Raw genomic sequence first — 20,640 nt, forward strand, 5'->3', positions numbered from 1 at the left:
CCTAGCTGGCCTTCGAGAAGTCGTTGAAGGCAGTGAGCACGTCATCATTGGCTTCCTTGGTGCCGATAGAAAGGCGCATGCAGTGCGGCAGGCCGTAAGCCCTCATGTCGCGGATGACGATGCCTTTCGAGCGCAGGAAGATGTCGGCTTCCTCGGCGCGCTTCTCGCTGCCGAAATCGATAAGAAGGAAGTTCGCGACACTCGGGAAAACCCTGAAGCCCAGCTCTTCCAAAGCCGGCTTCAGGCGGTCCAGTTCGCTATTATTGTGCTCGACCGATTTTGCAACGAACGCGTCATCATTGAGCGCGGCAAGACAGGCGGCCTGCGCAACCGACGTCACATTGAATGGCCCACGTACGCGGTGGACCGCATCAATGATGTTTTCCGGGCCATAAGCCCAGCCAAGTCGAAGCCCTGCAAGGCCGTGAATCTTGGAAAAGGTTCGCGTGACCAGCACGTTAGAATAGTCGCGCGCCATCTCCATGCCATCGTCATAGTCGTCCTGCTTGACGTATTCGGCATAGGCGCCGTCCAGCACCAGCAGGATGTCCTCTCGCAGGCCAGCGTGCAGGCGTTTCACTTCGCTATAAGGGATATAGCTGCCCGTCGGATTGTTCGGATTGGCGAGGAAGACGATCTTCGTCTTGTCGGTTACCCGTTCCAGCATGGCGTCGACGTCGGTGCGCAGGTCCTTTTCAGGCGCGCTGACAAGTTTGGCGCCAGCCTGCTGTGCCACGAGGCTGTAGACGAGGAAGCCGTGCGCCGATTGCAGGACCTCATCGCCCGGCTGAAGATAGGCGCGGCCTAGGAGCTGGAAAATCTCATCGGAGCCTGCGCCGCAAACAATGCAGTCCGGGTTGATATCGAATTTCGCACCGATGGCCTGACGAAGCGCAAATGCTGAGCCGTCCGGATAGAGCTCAAGGTGCTGCGCCGCCTTGGTTAGGGCCTCGACAGCCTTATCGCTGCAGCCAAGCGGATTCTCGTTCGAGGACAATTTCCAGCCATGGTCGAGCTTCTGGCCACCCTTGTAAGGCGTAATTGCTAGAATGTTCGAAAGTGGCTTTGGCCCGGTCATGAGAGAGCTCCCTGTTTCAAGCTGAACCTCGTGGCCAAGGATGGGCCGAAAATCAAGTGAAAGCCTGTGAATGACCGCGCCAATCGTGCTTGACAGAGGCGCATCCTGCCGACACCTCAGGCGCCATGCCGGACAACGCCCCGCCACAGACCAGCGCCTTGCGCGTGCTCACTTTGCCAGAGCCCCTGAAGCTCGATTGCGGCGAAACGCTTGATCATGTCGAGATCGCCTATGAAAGCTGGGGGGAGCCGAACGCGAACCGGTCGAATGTCATCCTGATCTGCCACGCGCTGACAGGTGACCAGTTTGCAGCATCGCCCAACCCCCTCACCGGCCGCCCTGCCTGGTGGCCGCGCGTCATCGGGCCAGGTCTGGCTATCGACACAGACCGCTATCATGTCATCGCGACCAATGTGCTGGGTGGCTGCATGGGCACAACAGGGCCTGCTTCAAATGCGCCAGACGGCAAACCTTATGGGACCCGTTTTCCGGTCATCACGATTGGCGACATGGTTCGTGCCCAGCGCGCTTTTATAGCCGCGCTTGGCATCGACAGCCTGTTTTCCGTGATCGGTGGATCGATGGGGGGCATGCAGGCGCTGGAATGGGCCGCGCAGGCGCCCGGCCAGGTCTTTACGTCCGTGCCGATTGCGACCTCGGCCCGCCATTCCGCGCAGAATATTGCCTTCTACGAAGTCGGTCGTCAGGCCATCATGGCCGATCCCGACTGGTGCGAGGGAAACTATCTCGCGCAAGGCAAGCGTCCCTCGCGCGGGCTCGCCATCGCGCGCATGGCAGCGCACATCACCTATGTATCCGAGGGTGCGTTGAAGCGGAAGTTCGACCGCGGCCTGCAGGACCGGGAGAAAACCAGCTTCAGCTTCGACGCCGATTTCCAGGTCGAATCCTATCTGCGTTACCAGGGGCATTCCTTCGTCGACCGGTTCGATGCCAATTCGTACCTCTATGTCACGCGAGCGATGGACTATTTCGACCTGTCATCGCGCAGCGAGGGTCGACTTGCTGATGTCTTCAGGGACACGCCGGTCCGCTTCTGCGTCTTTTCCTTCTCGTCCGACTGGCACTATCCGCCAGAGGCAAACCGCGAGATTACGCGCGCGCTGATCGCGGCGGGTGCTGAGGTCAGCTATCTCGATATCCAGTCCGACAAGGGCCATGACGCCTTCCTGCTCAAGGAGCCGATCTATGAGAGGGCGCTTGCGGGCTTCCTGTCGTCGAGTGCTGAGCTTAGGGGTATCTAGTGGTGGAACAACGAACAGTCCGCCCGGACCATGAGGCGATTGCGCGGCGCGTACGCCAGGGCGCCCGTGTGCTGGACGTCGGCTGCGGTGACGGGGCTCTGCTGGACCTCCTCAAATCAACCCGCAGTGTCGATGCGCGCGGACTGGAGCTTTCCAGCGAGACTGCCGGTATTGCAATGGCGCGCGGCCTGTCCGTCATCCAGGGCGATGCCGACAGTGACCTGGAGCTCTTTCCTGATGACAGTTTCGAGGTGGCGATCCTGTCTCAAGCCGTCCAGCAGATGCGCCGCCCGGCGCGGGTTCTGGGGGAGCTTGCGCGCATTGCCCCGGAGGTCATCGTGTCGTTTCGCAATTACGGATTGTGGAGCCGTCGGCTCACGCTCATTCGTCACGGCCGTATGCCCGCGCCCGGCCTCGCACATGAAGATGGTGTGTTGTTGCCTGTGACAGCTCTGGACATGATCGAGCTGGCCGGTCGCCTCGGTCTCGCCTGCGTGGCGGTGGCGCCTGTGCGGGGCGGGGAAGTTGGTGCGTTCCGCAACAAGGGGCTCAAGCGCCTCAACTGGGGCGCAGACGAGGTCATCCTGCATCTGAGGCGGATGTGAAAAACCGGCAGGCACGTTCTGTGCTGCCGGTCGTTCAACATGGATTGGGAGGTAGACGCTAGCCGCCGAGCGCCTGTTCGTTCTTTTCGCCCGTCCGGATGCGGGTCACGCTGTCCAGGCCGGAGACGAAAATCTTGCCATCACCGATGGTGCCGGTGTTCGCCGCGCTGATTACAGCTTCGACCAGACGGTCGACATCGCCTGTCGCGCAGGCAACTTCGACTTTGACCTTCGGCAGGAGGCGGACTTCGTACTCCGCGCCGCGATAGACTTCGGTCTTGCCTTGTTGGCGTCCGTAGCCACGGACTTCGGAGACTGTCAGACCGGCAACGCCAACTTCGCTCAATGCGTCGATGACGGCATCAAGCCTGCTTGGTTTGAAGATCGCGGTAATAAGTTTCATGGCCCCAGAGCCTCCCATTGTTCAACATTTGTGATGAAAGCGTGACGTGACGGGTCGGTCAACGTGAGAAATTTCGACTTTCTGGCCGTTGGAACGCGCTGCCTCATTTCTAGGCAACTGTGCCACACCTTTGCGCCCGGTTGCCAGTCCTGTGACGGGTGCAGCGGCGCCGCTGCCGGGTTTTGCATAGAGATGCTTGATCGCCTCGACCATGACCGCGCCGCCCAGTCCCGGCACGGCAAGGCCGCCGAAATTCTCAAATCCATCGGCTGCGTGGGTAAGGAAGCGCCAGTCGATTGGCGGCAGGTGAAGCGCCGTCGCACTGGCGGTCACCTGGAACAGATGATCGTTCAGCCACTGTATAAGCTGACGGCGCGTCCAAGGGCGGCCGTGTCCAAAGGGCGTGCCTTCGCTCAACGACCAGAGCCCCTTGCGGTTGGCAACGACGATAAGGGCGCGGCCTTCGGGCGCCAGCACACGCCATGCCTCACGCATGACGGCGCGCGGGCTTTCTGCCTCTTCGACGGCATGCAGCAGGATCACCCTGTCGAAAGACCCATCCGCGAAGGGCAGGCGGTCTTCTTCAGAAATACAGGCTGACACGCCCCGATCCGTCCCGGCCCAGTAGCTTGCCTCGCCGAGGTGTGGGGTTACAGCGACCGTAGATTTTGCCGTAAGCGAAAGTCCTGCCAGCAGGGGATGCGCGTATCCCATGCCGAGAACGGATTGGTTTGCGCAGTCGCCCCACAGGTCATTCAGCCGCCTGAGCAGCAGATAGCAGGCCGTCTCTCCAAGGCTGGAGGCGTAAAAATTCTCAAGGTCGCGCGCGCGCTGTCTCATACAGGCCTTGTTTCACAATCTGCCTTTGGTCTTAAATGGGGGCATGATCGAAATTCACCAGTTTCCATGCCTGAAAGACAATTACGGCTTTCTTGCGCACGACACCAAATCCGGCATGACCGTGGCTATCGACACGCCAGACGGAGAAAAATACCTGGCTGAGGCCGAGACCCTTGGCTGGACGATAAACGAGATCTGGAACACGCACTGGCATCCAGACCACGCTGGCGGCAATGAGCTGATCAAGAAAGCAACGGGCTGCCGCATTCTTGGTCCTGCCGGCGAGGCGGAAAAAATCCCCGGCATCGACCAGCATCTGTCAGGCGGCGACTCGGTCCGCCTCGGTGATATGGAAGTCGATATCGTCGATGTGCCCGGTCACACGCTGGGCCATATCGCCTATCATATCCCTGAGGCGAGAACCGCTTTTGTCGGAGATGCCTTGTTCGCGCTCGGCTGTGGCCGCGTCTTTGAAGGCGATGCGAAGATGATGTGGGCCAGCCTGTCGCGTCTCAAGGAACTTCCGGCTGAAACCGTCATCTATTGCGCGCATGAGTATACGCAGGCCAATGCCCGCTTTGCGCTCAGCGTCGATCCGTCGAACCCGGCGCTCACCTCGTATGCGCAGGAAGTCGAAATGAAGCGCCAGCGCGGCGAGTGGACCGTGCCGACGGTGCTCTCGCGAGAGCTTGAAGCCAATCCATTCCTGCGCGCAGATGATGCTGCATTGCAGGCCGCCATGGGCCATGCGGGTGACCCGGTTGCAACCTTCGCGGAGATTCGAGCCCGCAAGGACAGTTTCTGAGCATGCCTGCAATCTCCGGCGACCTTGGCGCCAATGAAATCATCCGTCTGCTCGGCCTGAAACCGCATCCCGAGGGGGGGCACTATGCGGAGATGTACCGCTCTGAAGGTGATGGCCGCGCCGCCTGCACCACAATCTATTACCTGCTGCAGGCCGACGAAGTTTCAGCCTGGCACCGCGTCGATGCTGATGAGGTGTGGGCATGGCATGCGGGCGGGCCGCTTGCGCTGACGATATCCCCGCCAGATGGCCAAGGCGCCAAAGCCCATATGCTCGGCCCCGATATCCGCACCCGCCAGCGCCCGCAATGCGTCGTCCCAAAGGATCACTGGCAGACGGCCGAAACGCTCGGCGCGTGGACGCTGGTCAGCTGTTTCGTCGCGCCGGGCTTTGATTTTGCAGGCTTCGAAATGGCGCCTGAGAACTGGCGCCCGAAGGTCTAGGGCTTATCCGGCCGTCAGGCCGCCATCAAGGACAAGTTCCGCGCCGTGCATGTAGCTGCTTTCGTCAGAGGCGAGGAACAGCATGCCGTTGACGATTTCCAGGATAGTGCCGGTGCGTCCGAAAGGCACGGCCTCGCCGGTCATGCCAGCCAAGGTCGCATCGCGCGGCATATTGCTGGACGTGCTTTCTTCGGTGCCGATCAGCGTATCCCAGATGGCGGTTGAGATGATGCCGGGATGGATCGAATTGACCCTGATGCCATCCTTGGCTTCGGCGCATTCCAGCGCCACCGATTTGGTGAAGCTCTTCACCGCGGCCTTTGTCGCGCAATAACAGGAGAAGTTTGCTGTCGAGCGAATGCCTGCCACGGAAGAAACATTGATGATGTTGCCGCGGCCAGCATCGCGCATCAGGGGCAGGGCGTGCTTGGTGCCGAGGAAGACCCCATCGACATTCACCGCCATCATCTTGCGCCAGAGGTCATAGTCCATCTCATGGACAAGGCCCGTCATGCCGATCCCTGCATTGTTGATCAGGACGTCGAGTTTGCCGTGCTGGCTGCGGATACTGGCGATGACATCGATCCAGCCGTCTTCGCTGGTCACGTCATGCTCAATGAAGCTCGCCTTGCCGCCAGAGCCTTCCATCTCGGCGACGAGCGCCTTGCCAGCTTCTGCCTCGATATCCGTAGCGACGATAATCGCGCCTTCTTCCGCAAAGCTCAGCGCCGCCTGACGGCCGATCCCCTTGGCGGCTCCGGTCATACAGACCACACGGCCTTCGAACCTGTTTGCCATACTGTTTCTCCCTCGTCTGCCGCTTTGTCCGGCGCGGCTTTGAGGAAAAGTGTGCGACTTCTTTTGCAGCTGAGGCAAGTCTGACGCCGCGACACACACCAGCATTACAGTGGGGCGTCACCCTCGACCGCAAAGCGGTCTTAGGGTCAATCTTCTGGCATTTCGATTGCTGCCACTCAGAGGGCGGGAGATGGGCTCCCAGATCGCCTGACGGCGCTCGGGAGTGACGCACACCTGAGGCCGCGCATGTACTAGGCCGGAAAACCACCCGCCTTGCTCAAGCTGGAACTCACCTCATGGCCGAGCACCGTTTCAAGCCACTTCGCCGTGTCGATCAGTTTGCCGAGGTCGAGACCCGTCTCGAAACCAGCGCGCTCGAGCATGTAGACGACATCCTCGGTGGCAACATTGCCGGTCGCCGCTGGCGCGAATGGACAGCCGCCGATCCCGCCGCAGCTTGCATCGATCACGTCGACCCCGGCATCGACAGCCGCCGCGACGTTGGCAAGTGCAGCGCCGCGCGTGTCATGGAAGTGCATGCGCAGGAAGACGTCCGGGGCTTCCATGCTGACCCGATCAATCAGCGATCTTACCTGCCAGGGTGTCGCCACGCCGATCGTATCGCCAAGCGCGAGCTCACCCACGCCGGCCCGTTGTGCCCGCGCCGCCAGATTGCCGACGACCACGGGGCTGACCTCGCCGTCATACGGGTCACCGAAGGCCACAGAGATGGTCGCCGACAGCGGAATGCCTGCCTCGTGAATGAGTGGCGCGCACTGCATCAGCATGTCTGCGCTCTCGCTCGGGCTCATGCCCTGATTGCGTTTCCCGAAACCTTCACCGGCCACCAGGACGAAGTTTATCTCGTCAGCTTTCGCGTCGATGGCCCGGCGCACGCCTTTCTCATTGAGGGCAAGCGCGATGTGCCGGGTTGGTTTCGACCTGTCGACGCCTGCGAAGACCTCTGTCGAGTCCGCCATCTTGGGCACGGCCTTTGGCGAGACAAAACTACCAGACTCCATCCGGCGCACGCCTGCCTCTTCCAGCCGTGCAATGAATTCCAGTTTTTGCGCCGTCGTCAGATTGCCGGGATCGTTCTGCAGCCCGTCGCGGGGGCCGACCTCCACGATGTCGATACGTCTGCTCATTAAGGGTCCTGTTCCTTATCGCCCCTGAAAGGCGGGGGCGCGCTTTTCAACAAAGCTGGCAACACCTTCCTTGAAGTCAAAGGCCGAGAAGCTGTTCTTCATCTCCTCGTCGGCAATTTCAAGACTGGCAGCGAAGTCCTGAAAATAGGATTCGCGGATCTGGCGCTTCATAATGGCGACCGAGCGGGGCGAGACCTGGGTCGAAAGATGCTGCGCAACGCCGTCGACATGGGCCTTGAGATCACCTGCAGGCAGTGCCGCATTCACCAGCCCCATCTGGGCGGCTTCCCGCCCATCGAACTTGCGCGCGGTGAAAAGAAGGTCCAGCGCGTTGGCCTCACCAATAAGGCGGGGCAATAGCCACGCGATACCATGCTCAGCAATCAGCCCGCGCTGGGCAAAGGCGGTCGTGAATTTTGCGTCCTCATTGGCAAAACGGAGATCGGCATAAAGCGCGAAGATCAAGCCGATGCCCGCGCATGGGCCATTGATTGCGGCGATAATTGGCTTGGGGCAAGCATAGAGATAGCCGAACCGTCCAGGATAGAGCTTCTCGATCTCATCGCTCGGTGCGGGTGCCGCCTCGGCCTCCGGCTCTTGGCCGCCGCCGGACTGTATCCCTTGCAGTCCCTGCATGTCTGCGCCTGCACAGAAGCCGCGCCCTTCGCCTGTGATCACGATAACGCGAACCGCATCATCGTCCCCGGCCTTGCGCACAGCCTGCTCGACCTCGACTGCCATTTTCGGCGTCCAGGCATTCAGCCTGTCTGGCCGGTTCAGCCTGATCGTCAGAACGCCGTTTTCTGTCGTGGACTTGATGTGTTCCTGTGCGCTCATTTCTTGTCTCCCTTATCGTCTTGTTGATGTGATACCGGGCAGACACGAGACCTCAAGTCAATCACCCATCGCGGACTTGAAGCGTTCGGCGCCGATCACCCCGTCCAGAAGGCCAGTCTCAAGCGTCTCATCAGGTGGCCCATGAAGGACAGAAACATCTCCGGTCGTCTCAGCGATTACCGCGTGGATCTGCTCAAAGCGCGTCACATTCGCTTCGCGCAGTTTTGCCAACAGGTCAGCGCGGGTGATCTTCGCTTTCAGCATCTGCTTCTCGTCGATTTCCCCGCCCCACATGATCAGGCGCGGACGATTGTCGACAATCGCTTCGACAAAGCTGAAGCGCTTGCGCAGTTCGGCGACCGCGGCCTGCATGAAGAACAGGATAATCATCGCCAACATGCCTTGTAGCAGGGGCGGATCCTTGGCGATGAAGATCGCTGCGAGGATCGACCCGGTTGCAACCGTGACCGCAAAGTCGAAACCGCTCATTTTCGAAAAGCTGCGCAGCCCGAATACACGCGTCAGCATGATGACTGTCGCATACATGCCAAGGCCGCCCAGAAGCACCATTCCAACCGCCGACCAGCTCGTTGTAATCCAGTCCATCATGGCTTGCGCCCTCCCCATCATTGATCCAAACAGAGCGCATGCCTGACACTTCAGTTCCCGCCCCGCTAGCTGGCCTGCGCGTCATTGAGCTAGGCCAGCTCATTGCCGGGCCTTTCTGTGCGCAGCTGCTTGGCGATTTTGGTGCCGAAATCATCAAGGTCGAGGCCCCCGACGCGCCAGACCCGGCGCGTGGCTGGGGCGCGGCCAAAAAGGATGGCCAGAGCCTTTTCTGGCCGATCATTGCGCGCAACAAGAAGTCCCTGACGCTGAACCTGCGGACCACCGAAGGCCAGGCCATCCTAAAGCAGCTCGTGGAAACCGCAGACGTGCTGGTCGAGAACTTCAGGCCCGGCACGCTGGAACGCTGGGGCCTCGGCCCGGACGTCCTGCATGCGCTCAACCCCCGCCTCGTGATCGCCCGTATCTCCGGCTATGGCCAGACAGGCCCCGAAAGCGCCAAGGCTGGTTATGCCAGCGTCGGTGAGGCCAAGGGCGGCCTGCGCTACATGATCGGCGAGCCGGACCGCCTTCCAGCGCGCGCCGGGGTCTCGCTCGGCGATACGATGACGGGGACGTTTGCGGCGCTCGGCACAATGATGGCGCTCTTTTCCCGTGAGAGAACCGGCAAGGGACAGGTCGTCGATGCCGCCATCTATGAGAGCGTCATGGCCTTCATCGAAAGCATCATTCCTGAATACGCCCTCGCCGGCCATACGCGCGAACGCACAGGGCCGATCCTGCCGCGCGTCGCCCCGTCCGGTGTCTATTCGTGCGCAGACGGTATGGTCATCATCGGGGCCAATCAGGACACGCTTTTCCGGCGGCTCGCAGAGATGATCGGCGCCGACTGGGCCGATGATTCGCGCTACGCCACCCATGATGCACGCGGCGACAATCAGATTGAGCTGGACGAGAAGATCGCCGCCTGGACCGGGGAACGTACCGTGGCGGATGTTTTGAAGCAGTGCCAAACCAATGGTGTCCCCTGCGGCCCGGTCAACACGGCCCGCGACATGCTGGAAGACGCCCACATAAAGGCGCGTGAGGCGATCATCCGCGTTGCCCACCCCATGCTTGGCGAAGTCCCCATGCAGGGTGTCTTCCCGAAGCTTTCTGACACTCCGGGCCGTGTCGATCACGCAGGACCGGTGCTCGGCGCTGACACAACCAGCATCCTCTCTTCCCTCGGCGTTGACGCGTCAGAACAGGCGCGCCTGCGCGACAAAGGAGTCATCTGATGATGGACCTCAAGCCCCCGCTTTCCGGCTCTGATCAGGACGAAGCGAAAGAGCTGCGGCCGAAGTTCAATTCTGACGGCCTGATCCCGGCGGTAGCGCAGGATAGCGCCACCGACGAAGTGCTTATGATGGCCTGGATGAACGAAGACGCGCTTCGCCAGACAATCGAGACAGGCGAAGCGACCTATTTCTCTCGCTCGCGTGGCAAGCTCTGGCGCAAGGGGGAGACGTCCGGCAATACACAGTCCGTCGACGAAATCCTTATCGACTGCGATCAGGACACACTCCTCCTCAAGGTGAGTCAGAAGGGGCCTGCATGTCACACCGACCGGAAATCCTGCTTCTACCGCAAGGTCTCTCCCGATGGGGCGCTATCTTTCGCTGATTTGCCCGTCTAGATTGGCGAAAGGGCTGATCAACGGGGACCTGGATTAATGAAAAACTTGCCACTTATTTCGCTTGGCGTACTCGCTCTGGCCATGAGCGCCTGCTCTCCGGCAGAGCCAAGCGCCGATGAAACCGCGCTGACTCCTCCATCGGAGGGCGAGACGTCCGATGATGCGGGCACTGACGCGGCTACTGGCCAATCGCCTTCCTATGCGATGGCTTCAGAACCTGCCGAAGAGCTTCAGCTCATCAAGCTCGATTGCGGAACGATCTATGTCTCCGATCTCGATATCTTTTCGGTCGAAGGCGACTATGCGGGTCAGACCGACACTTTCACTGACACGTGCTGGCTGGTGCGCCATCCGGACGGCGACCTTCTCTGGGATCTCGGGCTTCCGGGCGAACTGGTCGAGGCCGGTGAGCAGACGCAGGACGTCTTCACCGTATCGCTGGAGAAAACGATTTCCGATCAGCTGATCGAGATGGGCCTCGGCATGTCGGACGTGGAAATGGTTTCCATTTCTCATAGCCATTTTGATCATGTCGGTCAGGCAGGCGATATCGACGCTTCCACCACCTGGCTCGTCAATGAGGCCGAGTTCAACTTCATGTTTCCGGAAGCTGGTGCTGAAAGCCAAGCCGAGGGCCAGTCAGAAAGCCAGTTCCCGGCGTTCGAAAACCTGACGCGCGAGACGATTGGCGAAAATCACGATGTATTCGGCGACGGCGCTGTGATCATCATGGAAACGCCGGGCCACACGCCTGGCCACGCTTCGCTTCTTGTGAACCTGCCGGAGACCGGTCCTGTCTTTCTGACGGGTGATCTCTATCACCGCGAGGAAAGCCGCGAAGGTGAAAGGGTCCCGGCATTCAATACCGATGTCGAAGAGACGCGCGCATCCATCGCAGCGTTCGAAGCGCGGGCAGAAGAGCTTGGCGCCCGTGTCATCATTCAGCATGAGCCGGCAGATACGAACGATCTTCCGGACGTGATGCGCTAGCTTGAAGCCTTCAGCCGGTGGCGCCTATTCGGCGCTTCCGGTATCAAGGCCGAGCAGCCCCTTCAGGATCTGCATCTGACGGTCAAAAGCCGGTGTACCGGGCGCGACAAGTTCGACATGCCCGCCGGGAACTTCAATATATTCCGCATCGTCACCGGCCGCTGTCGCTTTCGCGGCATAATCCTGCCCAAGCTGCGGCGGCGCGATGGGGTCGCGCGCGCTGTTCACAATGATCTGACGTGTACCGAGCGGCAGAAGTGTTGCCGGCGAGGTATCGGAGAAGACATCTGCACGGGCATCGGATGAGGCGCCCGTCAGCAAGTCCATGATGTCGGCAAGGCAGCCAGCCTCTGTGACCGGCGCGGAGGTCTCAAGGTCTGCGAGACCACCGATGTTCATCACCGCCTTCGGTAAAAAGGGCTCGTTTGTGTAAAGGGGGCTTCGCTCAGGAATATTTGGTCGCGCCGCTGCCCAGAGAGCGAGGTGTCCGCCAGCTGAGTGGCCCGTGGCTACAACGTTCGAGGTGTCGAGACCGAGCGCCGGGCCTTGCTCTGCCAGGGCGTCGACGGCCCGCACCACGTCCAGAAATGTCCCCGGATAGCCGCCGCCGTCCTCGTCGACGCCGCGATACTCAATGTTCCAGACCGCCATGCCTTCATCGCGAAGAGCGTTGGCCGCGTAGTTCATAAGTGTCCGGTCCGCGATTTCCTTCTGCCAGCATCCGCCATGGATCATCAGGACCGTCGGGAAGGGTCCCTCGCCAGCTGGCAGCCAGAGATCGATAATGTCTGTTGCGCCGGGGCCCGTCGCGACCGTCGTGTCGGGCTGCGGAAGCGGGCGTCCCAGCAAGTCGCCCCACTTCATGAGCGCTTCTTCGGCCATGGCTTCCTCTGTAACGTCTGCAACGGTGCGTTCAGCAGAAGCCACTTCCTCGCTGTCAGACGGATGAGGGGCGTTAGTGCAAGCAGCGAGCAGGAGCGCAACTGCGCAAAGCTGGGATAGAATACGCAAAGGCTTGCTCCAACAGATGAATCTCCATTGATCTGCCCGCCAAGCCGCGCAATGGCAAGAGAACCGAATGTGCCCACAAGGGTTAATGCCAGATGATCTATAATTGCCCCTCTAGCCGCGATAGCGCGATTGCCAGCGACCGGCACGACATCCTTGCCCATGCGCGCGAAGCTTTCGACGTGGAAGGCGGCCTGATCTATCTGGTGGGGCATTCGCTTGGCCCGGCCACGCACAATGCGCTCGACGCGCTGCACCAGGCGGCCAAGTATGACTGGCGCCGCGGATTGGTGCGGTCATGGAATAGTGCCGGCTGGTTCACGCTCGCCAAGGCGACAGGGGCCCAGCTTGCCCGCCTGGTCGGCGCCCGCCAACAGGAAGTCATGATCGCTGACAGCGTCTCTGCGAATATCTTCAAGCTCGCCTCCGCGGCGCTCTCGGCTGGTCTGCCTGCGTCCAGCACCCTCATCATCGAAGAGGATGAATTCCCGACCGACCAGTATATTACCGAGGCTCTTTCAACGCTTCAGGGCGCTGACTTCCGGCGGGTCGAGGCAGGTCGGGGCATTGCTGCTATGCAGGAAACCGGCGGCATCCTTATCCGCAGTCTCGTCAATTATCGAAACGCTGAGCGCCGTGACATGGCCACAGAGGAAAAGCTCGCTCAGCAAGCAGGCGGTCTCATTATCTGGGACCTCAGCCATGCAACAGGCGTGATTGAAGTCGCGCTGAACAAGGCAAGCGCAAGGCTCGCCACAGGGTGCACCTACAAATATCTGAACGGTGGCCCGGGCGCGCCGTCATTCCTTTATGTCGAAAAAGATCTGATCGAAAAGCTCGAAAGCCCGATGCCAGGCTGGATGGGCCATGCCAGCCCGTTCACCTTCGATCCGGAATACACCCCGGCAGATGATATTACCCGCTTTGCCAACGGGACCCCGCCTATCCTGTCGCTTGCGGCGCTTTCTGGTGCTCTCGAAGCCTTCGAAGCGCTGGATCTATCGCTTGTCGCGGCAAAGGCACGGGCCTTGGGTGACCTTGTGACGACGCGTGCGGGTGATGTCGGCCTCACTGTGGGCTCGCCGGTTCAGGGCAAAGACCGCGGCGGGCATGTCAGCTTCAGTCACCCCCATGCGCACGAAATCGTCCGGGCCCTAGCCGCGCGCAATATTTTCGCGGATTTCCGCGCGCCCGACACCATCCGTTTCGGCCTTTCTCCGCTTTTCCTGCGCTTCATCGATGTCTGGGACGCGATGGACGCGCTGGCAGATATTCTCGAGACCGAAAGCTGGAACAAGGAAGAGTACCGCGAGCGCGCAGCCGTCACCTGAGGCCGCATACCTCGACAGACATTTCAAATAGTAAGCGCTGGAATTGGCGACCCCGACAGGATTCGAACCTGTGACCTACAGATTAGGAATCTGTTTTAGTACATACTCTCACGTACCGGCGCGCACGCTAGTACCCTGAAGACACTGGAAATAATATAAGACGTTTACGAATTTAGCACTCTCACTAACGAGGCGGAGCGAAGTTGCCTGCTTCCATATTGCTTCCATGGAGAGTGTATGCCCAATGCAAAGCGCAGAGAAAAACTTACAAAGACGATGGTTGAGAAACTTCAGCCAGAAGAGAAAGAATTTACGGTTTGGGATATCGAAGTCAAAAGCTTCTTCGTTCGTGTCCTCCCATCCGGCACAAAATCATTCGGAGTGTTTTACCGGGACGAACGCGGACGCCAGCACAAGCGTAGCTTTGGTAGATTCCCGGACATTCGCGTCAGCGATGCTAGGGAAAAGGCTTCATTTGTTCGTTCCGACATCAAGCGCGGTTATGACCAATTTGAAGAACAAAACAAGAAGCGCGGTATTCCTAGCCTGTCGGACTACTGGACTGTCTATTTGAATGATCATGCTAAGCCGAACAAAGCGGCTCGGTCGGTTCAGGAAGACGAGTCGCTTTGGAAGAACAGACTCGCGCCAACCTTTGGCCACCTGTCCCTAGACGAGATATCAAAAGCCAGCGTACGCCGCTGGCACAAAAGCGAACCGAAGCGCTTTACGGCCGCGAACCGTGCTTTGATGTTGCTCTCAAAGATGATGAACATGGCCATTGATGACGAGCTCATAGAAAGGAATCCATGCAAAGGAATCGATCACTTTCCTGAAAAAGCGAGAGAGTACGTTCCTACAAAGGCGGAGCTCCAAAAATTCTATGAGGCGATTGGAGCCGACCAAGACCGCGGTGCAGCGACGATGACCGAGCTGCTTTTCTACACAGGCGGTCGACGTGGCGAAGCGCTAAATGCGACATGGAAAGAATTTGATCTTGATAAGGGTGTCTGGATTGTACCTGCTGAACACATCAAGAACGGGAAGCGCCTCAAGCAAAGGATAAGGAGAAGGCTTCCACCCGCCGCCGTTGAACTACTCCGTGAGTGGCAATACGAAAGTGGATGTTCAAGCGGATACGTATTCCCTAGTCTGACAGATCCAAACAAGCCTCGGTATGATATAAAGGCCTTTTGGAATCGCGTGAGAAAGCGTTCAGGCCTAAGTGAATTCCGAACTCACGATATCCGGCACACATTCGCTTCGCTGGCCTTGGAGCAGGGTTATTCGCTGGCTCAGATTGGTGCGGAACTTGGCCATAGGTCACCCCAAACAACTCTTCGGTATGCCCACCGTGATTTTACTAGCGCCAACAGCCCTGCGTCTGGCGTTGCGGAAGTCTTGGGAATGGCAATCAAAGCTACAGATTCTTAGACTGCTTAATCATGAGAGATTCGAAGCGCTTGTGCTCTGGTAGTTGCTAGGAAGACTCCGGCAATTCGTGCTGTCAGGTCAACGTGTGGTGTATCCAGCCACGATCATCAATTCCGATATCGTCACCCTTATACTTTCCGAACGCACGACGCAGACTGGCAACGGCGTCCACTCGCGCTCGTTCGCTCCGACACAGGTCGCCGTCGGAGTTCTATTTCCGCCGATTTAGACCCAACTAAGTTGCCAGAATATCGACGCGCGAAATCTCCGATCACTATTGGAAAGGACGCTTGACGGTTGTGTAAGGGATCAATTCATCGCCGTGCGTGAGATTTGAAAGAGAAGCTCCCTCATTCGCTTATTCGACGAATTGAGCGAACCTCTCTTACCCCCACCATGTTGCTGGATGATTAGCTAAGGTAATCAGGCTTGTAGTGGTCCCACACCGCCGGGTTGCCATCTATATAGATGCTCCTGGCGATCTCGATCATTGGGTACTCCCATTTAGGCACGGTGTGACTCGCTGCTTCGAAGACTTCTTCCCTGACGTCCGGGTCATCGATCTGCGCATCAACGAACAAGGGGATCAGGACCGCTTGGTCGACGTTTAGGAGTTCCGCTAGCTTCGGAAGGTGTCGCCAGCTGGGTTTGCCTTTCCCGTCGATCCATTGTTGAACCGCATGATGCCGAGTGTAGCCGAGTTCTTTGGCAATTTTCTCGACCGTGAGCTCGCTCTGTTTGTCAATCGTGTGCGCGAACCAGTGACGAAAGCGCTCTCCGGAATACTGTTTGTCCGCGAAATTTAGGTTGGTCATTTTTTACCTCTTCTTTGTGTTGTCGATGAGGTGAGTATGGTCACTGATTACCTGGCGTTCAAATGGCAAATGAAATAAAAACAAGGCATTATTAGTCATCATTGAGCGACGAAACTATAAGGGAGTTTCTATAGATATCGGCAAAATCTGGCGGCAATACCGTCCGCGTTTTCGCTGGATTTCTAAGACTTCGGATAACGGCGCGACGAGGACTTAGCCTGCAGCAAGCCTTTCCCTAGCCATTCAGGTTTTCGCTCGGGTGCAGAGGCGGTAGAGACATGTGTTCTCATCTCCGTCTCCTGGACCGCGTCAGTCGCTGCCAAATTCCTTTAAGATCGCCAGCGCCTGATCGCGAAGGATCTCAAGCTTGCTTTCATGTGTCAGGAAGCGGAGGTTATCGGCAGATGTCGGTTGAGATTGCTGACTGTAAGAGCGCCAGGACACTCTGAGAGAGCGTAGCTCAGAGGTAACGTCCATGATGTAGTGCTCCACCGCTGAACGTGTTGTCAGTCCCGATGGCAGGCCGGAGGCGCTTACAAACTGGCTTCTGATGCGAAAGCCGGGTGTTGTTTTCTGCTTGTTAGGCGTCATGGTTGGAGGCCGTTTTTACTGCTTCGCGTCGTGGCTATTCTTTCAGAGTGCGCAGCCTAGACCTGAGCAATTATCGTCTTCAAGTTGAGATGTGTGTAGTCCGGATTTGGTATCATTTTCCATCGGCGCGAAACGGAAGCGAATGGACGAAACCTGAATACTGGTTCGTGTTGCAGTTGTTGTCGAAGACCAATGAAAAAGGCTGTCAGACCGTAGGGGGTCCGACAGCCTAAGCGTAGGAAGAACCGGGTATCCATCGACGGTTGGTTCTCGCCTACTTTTGCCGACTTATTATGGGTGTATGCTTGGTCAAGTTTTAACGCCGATTTCTGACATCGTGCGCTCGACTGGGAAGCGATCAGACGAAATGAGACGAGCTGCCGGCCCCTTTCCAGAGATGCTGGATCTGCTTTGATGGAAATGACGCCATCTCAGACGAGTAAACCGGATAGAGATGGTTCAGGACCTGTTCAATCGCGCCGTCGTAGCAGCCGAATTCCATGAGATCTTCACAAAGCGCCTCAACTTCAATCAGGTCGGTCGCGAGGTGTTCGAGCTCTTCATCGCTGATGTCGTAGGAGGCGCCGGTCGTCTCAATTCCTAGAGCCTTCGCAAGCCTGCGCCCCAATTGCGTGTTTATCAGCACCTGAACGACCAGGAGATCGTCGTCTGAAATACCGAAGCCGTCATCGGAGAATGTGCCGCCTTCGCAAATCGCATCGGCCTTCCTGAGTATCTTGCGAACAAGTTCGATGACCTGAACGAAACCGACGTTTTGATCACCCTTCCAATCCAAACCCATTACGCACGTCTCAAACGAGGTCTGGTCTTTGAAGAATGTCTTGATGAGTTCATCCTGTTCGCTGACCGTTATGTCGGACCAATTCGTTGATCCCAGATGACGCGTCAGTAGGCTATTCGATGTTGTATACGCCTGAAGCATATCTGTGCTCCCTTGTTCTTGGGGAGCACGATAACTGACAACTCCTAACTATTGGTTCCGGTCGTTGTCAGCTTAGCGGATGCCTTGGAGTTAACGGTGGGTCTCAGCGCAATAAGGGGGTCGAGCAGCAAAAGACTACCAAGATTGCGATGCATTCCAAATTAGTGGCTGGGACGAGATCTCGTTGGCAAGCGCATCAATGACGGATCGATCCCTCGTCTAGGCGCTCTGTCAAAATGATAAGACGACGCGTATCGATTTGCTTTGCCGCATCTCGTCCATGCCTATGTTTATTTCATCGAATGGTCGGATTTTATCGACCATAGGTGCGAGAAGAAGCTGTTTGTTGTCAGCAAGTGACGCGATCTTTTGAAAATCCACGGCTGGGTTCGCCGAGCCATAAATTGAACCGGTCAATGTCTTTTCCTGAAGCAGCATAATCGCTGGGATCTCAAGCATCTCGGTGAAGGCCGGAAGACCAACAACAACGCACCGACCGCCCGATCGAGTTACTCCGAACGCCTCGGCCATGACCGCCGGACTGCCGACGCATTCTATCGCAACATCAACGCCGCCATTAGTTTCACTCATGATCAACTTGCGTGAGTTCTCAGGTGGGATCGCGGCTGTGGCACCCAACTTCAAGGCAGCTGCACGGCGTTCGGCAACAGGATCAATGGCGATGATGTCAGTCGCGCCCGCGACACGAGCGCCTTGAATAGCGGCTAATCCGACGCCGCCGCACCCGTAAACCGCCACCCGCTCTCCCCAGCGGACACTGGCGCTATTTACGGCGGCACCGAACCCGGTCGTTACACCGCACCCGATCAAGCAGCTATGCGTGGCTTCCAGGTCTGACTTGATTGGAACGGCCATATTTTCTGGAACAACAATATGCTCCGCGAAGGCTCCGAGCGCCATGAATCGATCGAGCGAACGGTCGCCTAAGGTCATGGGACCACGGCCTTCGGTTGTCATGGACAAAACCTCGCAAAGGTGCACATCACCACGCCGGCACCCCCGGCAGTTGCCGCAAGCAGGTGTCCAGGACAGAACGACCTTGTCGCCTTCTTTGAGCTTTGTGACGCCAGCGCCGACACCGTCTACATATCCTGCCCCTTCGTGACCGAGTACGACCGGAAACTGAACGGTTTCTTTGCCTTCCAGCGCGCTTAGGTCGCTGCGGCAGATCCCGCACGCCTCCATTTTAATTCGCACTTCACCATGTCCCGGGTCCGACAATCGGACCTCTTCGACGACAAGTGGCTCATTTTCTGAAAATGCGATGGCGGCTCTGGTTTTCATTCAAACAACCTGTTGAGCGAATTAAAGTGCGACTGATGCCCGGATGACTATTCAGGCATTCGCGCCGAGCGGTGTGCTGACCGGGTGGGTCAATAACTGGCCATAGCAAGTGTTCCAGCTTGAGTCTGGCTCGGTCTTATATTTTTTCGACAGTGTGAATTATCTCAAGTTTTCAGATCGCGTGCACGAGCGTATTAGGTCCGAATTCGATTTGATCGGCGAACTCGATATTTGAAAACCGTGCGAAGAGCTGCTCATAGTCGACACACAGCGGCGTCTGCGCAACGCGTGAACTTAGGCGTGTTGAGCCCTTGATAGGTGGTCGCCGATCTCCTTGAGTGCGCAAAGATCGAGCGAAGGTCACAGGTTATCTTCAGCGCGCGTTGCGATGAATTAGCATAATGGTGCCGCTGAGCGAGTGGACTATCAACAGGGTATGCAACTGAGCCTTCAAGGACGCAATGTTGATCGCCGATGCCTACATCCTGGAGCGAATATTGGCGGCAACCTCAGATGCATCGTAATAGGACCCACCTAATGCCGCGTTCCTGTTCGACATCAGTATCTCGATTGTCACCACGGTCTCGTCATCCCTGAGCGTGGTCGACCCAAATCCTGCGCCTACGGTGGTGACAGGCGTTGCACGAGAAGTGCAGCCGAGGAGACCGCAGCTTCTTGAAATGGCATAGTCACGCTCAAACCCTATCCGGGACGCGCGACGTTCGTCAGTGTTTACATCAGCAGTTTGATTTACAACCTCGAAGGTTGTGTAACCTTTTTCCATGGTGAGTTCGGCGGCGCGAAGCAGAGCATAATCTTGTGCTTTGCCGACGTGGTCGTCATCGAGTCGGTACTGAATACGGTAGCGATCTGACTCTAATACCTGCTCACTGTATCCGAAGGATCTTTCACTCGACGCTTCCTTGTAGGGGGTGCTCGATGCGCAGGCCCCGACCATTAGCATGATAGAGGCGATAGCGATCTGTTTCTTCATGGCTTCCTCCTATTGAACGTGTGATAGTCCCGCCAGTAGCTGCACGATTACGAGCGCTGCGAAGCGAGGCATATTTTTATTGATGCTTAAACTCGCAGGCGGTTAGAGGGTTCCTGATTGGTGCGGAAGATTATGCCTCCAAGCGCTCGTCAGCATGCTCCCGAACAGGTCTCCTCGTTTAGATGTATTTCGCCATAATTCAGTTGTCTGCGCGGACCGTGGCAATCTCCGACTGCGATCAAAATGTTCTAGTTATTGGTGCTATTGAGCAGAGCTCACCGCATCCGCAGAAATGCTCATCAACCCGTTTCACGGCTTCTAGTCGACGGCTCCAGTTAGCCGCCACGTAAACATCGATAATAAAAAAGCTGGCGACATATGCCGCCAGCCTGGGTGTCTTTTTAGTTGATGCGGACGGCGTGTAGGTATTCGCTGAATTCCATGTCGCCGTCACTGTCGAGGTCATGGTCGTCGAACCGAATTGCTCGGTTCATGCCACGGCCTTGCCAGTTCGCCCACTCCTGCTTGCTGACCCAACCATCGTTGTTTCCATCGATAGCGGTGAAGACGAATAGAGTGTTCTCTAAACGAACTTGGTTGTCTGCAGTTCGTGACAACTCCACCGAGTGACTTTGAGCCATTTCGGTTTCACTCGAGTAGGCATGATTATTCGTGTTCTGCGTCGCGTGGTTATGCGCTTGCGCCAGGCCAAAAGAAAAGGCCGCAGCCAGCGAAGCGGTTGCAATAAAGCGGTGTGCCATAAAA

Annotated in this window: 23 protein-coding genes and 1 tRNA gene; 9 read left to right on the plus strand and 15 right to left on the minus strand. The window is 57.8% G+C overall.

Annotated features, from left to right (window positions below; translation table 11 throughout):
- Position 1 precedes the first annotated feature (1 nt).
- Complete coding sequence (gene hisC / locus D1224_RS09505) at positions 2 to 1,078, minus strand: histidinol-phosphate transaminase (RefSeq protein ID WP_119379640.1); 1,077 nt, start codon at positions 1,076 to 1,078, stop codon at positions 2 to 4.
- Positions 1,079 to 1,203: 125 nt separating this feature from the next.
- On the opposite strand from hisC, the gene metX reads away from it, so the two are divergent.
- Both metX and D1224_RS09515 read left to right on the plus strand, forming a co-directional pair.
- Positions 1,204 to 2,340, plus strand: a complete 1,137-nt coding sequence (gene metX / locus D1224_RS09510; RefSeq protein ID WP_119379958.1) for a homoserine O-acetyltransferase MetX — start codon at positions 1,204 to 1,206, stop codon at positions 2,338 to 2,340.
- A 2-nt stretch (positions 2,341 to 2,342) separates the two neighbouring features.
- Positions 2,343 to 2,945: a methionine biosynthesis protein MetW gene (locus D1224_RS09515; RefSeq protein ID WP_119379641.1), complete on the plus strand. Its 603-nt coding sequence runs from the start codon at positions 2,343 to 2,345 to the stop codon at positions 2,943 to 2,945.
- Positions 2,946 to 3,003: 58 nt separating this feature from the next.
- Here D1224_RS09515 and D1224_RS09520 read toward each other — a convergent pair whose 3' ends face one another.
- Together D1224_RS09520 and D1224_RS09525 are read right to left on the minus strand one after the other, a co-directional pair.
- On the minus strand, positions 3,004 to 3,348 hold the full coding sequence (locus tag D1224_RS09520; RefSeq protein ID WP_119379642.1) for a P-II family nitrogen regulator: 345 nt from the start codon (positions 3,346 to 3,348) through the stop codon (positions 3,004 to 3,006).
- 21 nt (positions 3,349 to 3,369) lie between these two features.
- A complete protein-coding gene (locus D1224_RS09525; RefSeq protein WP_119379643.1) occupies positions 3,370 to 4,188 on the minus strand; it encodes a class I SAM-dependent methyltransferase in 819 nt (272 codons plus the stop codon).
- 43 nt (positions 4,189 to 4,231) lie between these two features.
- On the opposite strand from D1224_RS09525, the gene gloB reads away from it, so the two are divergent.
- On the plus strand, positions 4,232 to 4,993 hold the full coding sequence (gene gloB / locus D1224_RS09530) for a hydroxyacylglutathione hydrolase (protein WP_119379644.1): 762 nt from the start codon (positions 4,232 to 4,234) through the stop codon (positions 4,991 to 4,993).
- Between the two features lie 2 nt (positions 4,994 to 4,995).
- Complete coding sequence (locus tag D1224_RS09535; protein ID WP_119379645.1) at positions 4,996 to 5,436, plus strand: cupin domain-containing protein; 441 nt, start codon at positions 4,996 to 4,998, stop codon at positions 5,434 to 5,436.
- Positions 5,437 to 5,439: 3 nt separating this feature from the next.
- Here the strand turns inward: D1224_RS09535 and D1224_RS09540 are convergent, their stop codons facing one another.
- From D1224_RS09540 to D1224_RS09555, 4 genes are all read right to left on the minus strand, one after another.
- Positions 5,440 to 6,234, minus strand: a complete 795-nt coding sequence (locus tag D1224_RS09540; protein WP_119379646.1) for an SDR family NAD(P)-dependent oxidoreductase — start codon at positions 6,232 to 6,234, stop codon at positions 5,440 to 5,442.
- A gap of 251 nt (positions 6,235 to 6,485) precedes the next feature.
- On the minus strand, positions 6,486 to 7,382 hold the full coding sequence (locus tag D1224_RS09545; RefSeq protein ID WP_119379647.1) for a hydroxymethylglutaryl-CoA lyase: 897 nt from the start codon (positions 7,380 to 7,382) through the stop codon (positions 6,486 to 6,488).
- A 15-nt stretch (positions 7,383 to 7,397) separates the two neighbouring features.
- Positions 7,398 to 8,219 (minus strand): enoyl-CoA hydratase, encoded by an 822-nt coding sequence (locus D1224_RS09550; RefSeq protein ID WP_119379648.1) that lies wholly within the window; start codon positions 8,217 to 8,219, stop codon positions 7,398 to 7,400.
- Between the two features lie 57 nt (positions 8,220 to 8,276).
- Entirely contained in the window at positions 8,277 to 8,828 is a 552-nt protein-coding gene (locus D1224_RS09555) for a DUF421 domain-containing protein (RefSeq protein WP_119379649.1), read from the minus strand.
- A gap of 38 nt (positions 8,829 to 8,866) precedes the next feature.
- Here D1224_RS09555 and D1224_RS09560 point away from each other — a divergent pair, with 38 nt between their 5' ends.
- The 3 genes from D1224_RS09560 to D1224_RS09570 are packed head-to-tail and all read left to right on the plus strand — an operon-like array spanning position 8,867 to position 11,454.
- Entirely contained in the window at positions 8,867 to 10,066 is a 1,200-nt protein-coding gene (locus tag D1224_RS09560; RefSeq protein WP_119379650.1) for a CaiB/BaiF CoA transferase family protein, read from the plus strand.
- Complete coding sequence (hisI, locus tag D1224_RS09565) at positions 10,066 to 10,464, plus strand: phosphoribosyl-AMP cyclohydrolase (RefSeq protein WP_119379651.1); 399 nt, start codon at positions 10,066 to 10,068, stop codon at positions 10,462 to 10,464. The genes D1224_RS09560 and hisI overlap by 1 nt, the downstream gene beginning before the upstream one ends.
- Positions 10,465 to 10,500: 36 nt before the next feature.
- The gene (locus tag D1224_RS09570) at positions 10,501 to 11,454 is read left to right on the plus strand and encodes an N-acyl homoserine lactonase family protein (RefSeq protein WP_119379652.1); all 954 of its coding nucleotides are present in this window, start codon (positions 10,501 to 10,503) and stop codon (positions 11,452 to 11,454) included.
- Positions 11,455 to 11,478: 24 nt separating this feature from the next.
- Here the strand turns inward: D1224_RS09570 and D1224_RS09575 are convergent, their stop codons facing one another.
- Positions 11,479 to 12,381 carry an alpha/beta hydrolase family protein gene (locus tag D1224_RS09575; RefSeq protein WP_233350469.1) on the minus strand — a complete coding sequence of 301 codons (903 nt, stop codon included), beginning with the start codon at positions 12,379 to 12,381 and terminating at the stop codon, positions 11,479 to 11,481.
- A gap of 176 nt (positions 12,382 to 12,557) precedes the next feature.
- Between D1224_RS09575 and D1224_RS09580 the strand changes: the two genes are divergently transcribed.
- Positions 12,558 to 13,793, plus strand: a complete 1,236-nt coding sequence (locus tag D1224_RS09580; RefSeq protein ID WP_119379654.1) for an aminotransferase class V-fold PLP-dependent enzyme — start codon at positions 12,558 to 12,560, stop codon at positions 13,791 to 13,793.
- A 44-nt stretch (positions 13,794 to 13,837) separates the two neighbouring features.
- On the opposite strand, the gene D1224_RS09585 is transcribed toward D1224_RS09580, so the two are convergent.
- Positions 13,838 to 13,901 (minus strand) — tRNA-Ser (locus D1224_RS09585).
- Between the two features lie 129 nt (positions 13,902 to 14,030).
- On the opposite strand from D1224_RS09585, the gene D1224_RS09590 reads away from it, so the two are divergent.
- Positions 14,031 to 15,227: a tyrosine-type recombinase/integrase gene (locus D1224_RS09590; RefSeq protein ID WP_119379655.1), complete on the plus strand. Its 1,197-nt coding sequence runs from the start codon at positions 14,031 to 14,033 to the stop codon at positions 15,225 to 15,227.
- A gap of 410 nt (positions 15,228 to 15,637) precedes the next feature.
- On the opposite strand, the gene D1224_RS09595 is transcribed toward D1224_RS09590, so the two are convergent.
- The 6 genes from D1224_RS09595 to D1224_RS09615 form a co-directional block, all read right to left on the minus strand.
- The gene (locus tag D1224_RS09595; protein ID WP_119379656.1) at positions 15,638 to 16,042 is read right to left on the minus strand and encodes a helix-turn-helix domain-containing protein; all 405 of its coding nucleotides are present in this window, start codon (positions 16,040 to 16,042) and stop codon (positions 15,638 to 15,640) included.
- A 309-nt stretch (positions 16,043 to 16,351) separates the two neighbouring features.
- Complete coding sequence (locus D1224_RS16480) at positions 16,352 to 16,633, minus strand: hypothetical protein (protein ID WP_182482225.1); 282 nt, start codon at positions 16,631 to 16,633, stop codon at positions 16,352 to 16,354.
- Positions 16,634 to 16,991: 358 nt separating this feature from the next.
- Positions 16,992 to 17,576: a hypothetical protein gene (locus tag D1224_RS09600; RefSeq protein ID WP_119379657.1), complete on the minus strand. Its 585-nt coding sequence runs from the start codon at positions 17,574 to 17,576 to the stop codon at positions 16,992 to 16,994.
- Positions 17,577 to 17,807: 231 nt separating this feature from the next.
- On the minus strand, positions 17,808 to 18,881 hold the full coding sequence (locus D1224_RS09605) for a zinc-binding dehydrogenase (protein WP_119379658.1): 1,074 nt from the start codon (positions 18,879 to 18,881) through the stop codon (positions 17,808 to 17,810).
- Between the two features lie 478 nt (positions 18,882 to 19,359).
- Positions 19,360 to 19,875 carry a CC0125/CC1285 family lipoprotein gene (locus tag D1224_RS09610; RefSeq protein WP_119379659.1) on the minus strand — a complete coding sequence of 172 codons (516 nt, stop codon included), beginning with the start codon at positions 19,873 to 19,875 and terminating at the stop codon, positions 19,360 to 19,362.
- A 401-nt stretch (positions 19,876 to 20,276) separates the two neighbouring features.
- On the minus strand, positions 20,277 to 20,636 hold the full coding sequence (locus D1224_RS09615; protein WP_119379660.1) for a hypothetical protein: 360 nt from the start codon (positions 20,634 to 20,636) through the stop codon (positions 20,277 to 20,279).
- Positions 20,637 to 20,640 lie beyond the last annotated feature (4 nt).

Source organism: Henriciella barbarensis, assembly GCF_003576345.1.
Classification (GTDB): Bacteria; Pseudomonadota; Alphaproteobacteria; order Caulobacterales; family Hyphomonadaceae; genus Henriciella; species Henriciella barbarensis.

Excerpts from the sequence above, each read along its gene's own strand:
- D1224_RS09550 (WP_119379648.1), bottom strand. The coding sequence starts at position 8,219 with ATGAGCGCACAGGAACACATCAAGTCCACGACAGAAAACGGCGTTCTG.
- D1224_RS09595 (WP_119379656.1), bottom strand. The coding sequence starts at position 16,042 with ATGACCAACCTAAATTTCGCGGACAAACAGTATTCCGGAGAGCGCTTT.
- D1224_RS09590 (WP_119379655.1), top strand. The coding sequence starts at position 14,031 with ATGCCCAATGCAAAGCGCAGAGAAAAACTTACAAAGACGATGGTTGAG.
- D1224_RS09560 (WP_119379650.1), top strand. The coding sequence starts at position 8,867 with ATGCCTGACACTTCAGTTCCCGCCCCGCTAGCTGGCCTGCGCGTCATT.
- D1224_RS09540 (WP_119379646.1), bottom strand. The coding sequence starts at position 6,234 with ATGGCAAACAGGTTCGAAGGCCGTGTGGTCTGTATGACCGGAGCCGCC.
- D1224_RS16480 (WP_182482225.1), bottom strand. The coding sequence starts at position 16,633 with ATGACGCCTAACAAGCAGAAAACAACACCCGGCTTTCGCATCAGAAGC.
- D1224_RS09610 (WP_119379659.1), bottom strand. The coding sequence starts at position 19,875 with ATGAAGAAACAGATCGCTATCGCCTCTATCATGCTAATGGTCGGGGCC.
- D1224_RS09605 (WP_119379658.1), bottom strand. The coding sequence starts at position 18,881 with ATGAAAACCAGAGCCGCCATCGCATTTTCAGAAAATGAGCCACTTGTC.
- hisC (WP_119379640.1), bottom strand. The coding sequence starts at position 1,078 with ATGACCGGGCCAAAGCCACTTTCGAACATTCTAGCAATTACGCCTTAC.
- D1224_RS09520 (WP_119379642.1), bottom strand. The coding sequence starts at position 3,348 with ATGAAACTTATTACCGCGATCTTCAAACCAAGCAGGCTTGATGCCGTC.
- D1224_RS09600 (WP_119379657.1), bottom strand. The coding sequence starts at position 17,576 with ATGCTTCAGGCGTATACAACATCGAATAGCCTACTGACGCGTCATCTG.
- D1224_RS09615 (WP_119379660.1), bottom strand. The coding sequence starts at position 20,636 with ATGGCACACCGCTTTATTGCAACCGCTTCGCTGGCTGCGGCCTTTTCT.
- hisI (WP_119379651.1), top strand. The coding sequence starts at position 10,066 with ATGATGGACCTCAAGCCCCCGCTTTCCGGCTCTGATCAGGACGAAGCG.
- D1224_RS09555 (WP_119379649.1), bottom strand. The coding sequence starts at position 8,828 with ATGATGGACTGGATTACAACGAGCTGGTCGGCGGTTGGAATGGTGCTT.
- D1224_RS09570 (WP_119379652.1), top strand. The coding sequence starts at position 10,501 with ATGAAAAACTTGCCACTTATTTCGCTTGGCGTACTCGCTCTGGCCATG.
- gloB (WP_119379644.1), top strand. The coding sequence starts at position 4,232 with ATGATCGAAATTCACCAGTTTCCATGCCTGAAAGACAATTACGGCTTT.
- D1224_RS09535 (WP_119379645.1), top strand. The coding sequence starts at position 4,996 with ATGCCTGCAATCTCCGGCGACCTTGGCGCCAATGAAATCATCCGTCTG.
- D1224_RS09545 (WP_119379647.1), bottom strand. The coding sequence starts at position 7,382 with ATGAGCAGACGTATCGACATCGTGGAGGTCGGCCCCCGCGACGGGCTG.
- D1224_RS09525 (WP_119379643.1), bottom strand. The coding sequence starts at position 4,188 with ATGAGACAGCGCGCGCGCGACCTTGAGAATTTTTACGCCTCCAGCCTT.
- metX (WP_119379958.1), top strand. The coding sequence starts at position 1,204 with ATGCCGGACAACGCCCCGCCACAGACCAGCGCCTTGCGCGTGCTCACT.
- D1224_RS09580 (WP_119379654.1), top strand. The coding sequence starts at position 12,558 with ATGATCTATAATTGCCCCTCTAGCCGCGATAGCGCGATTGCCAGCGAC.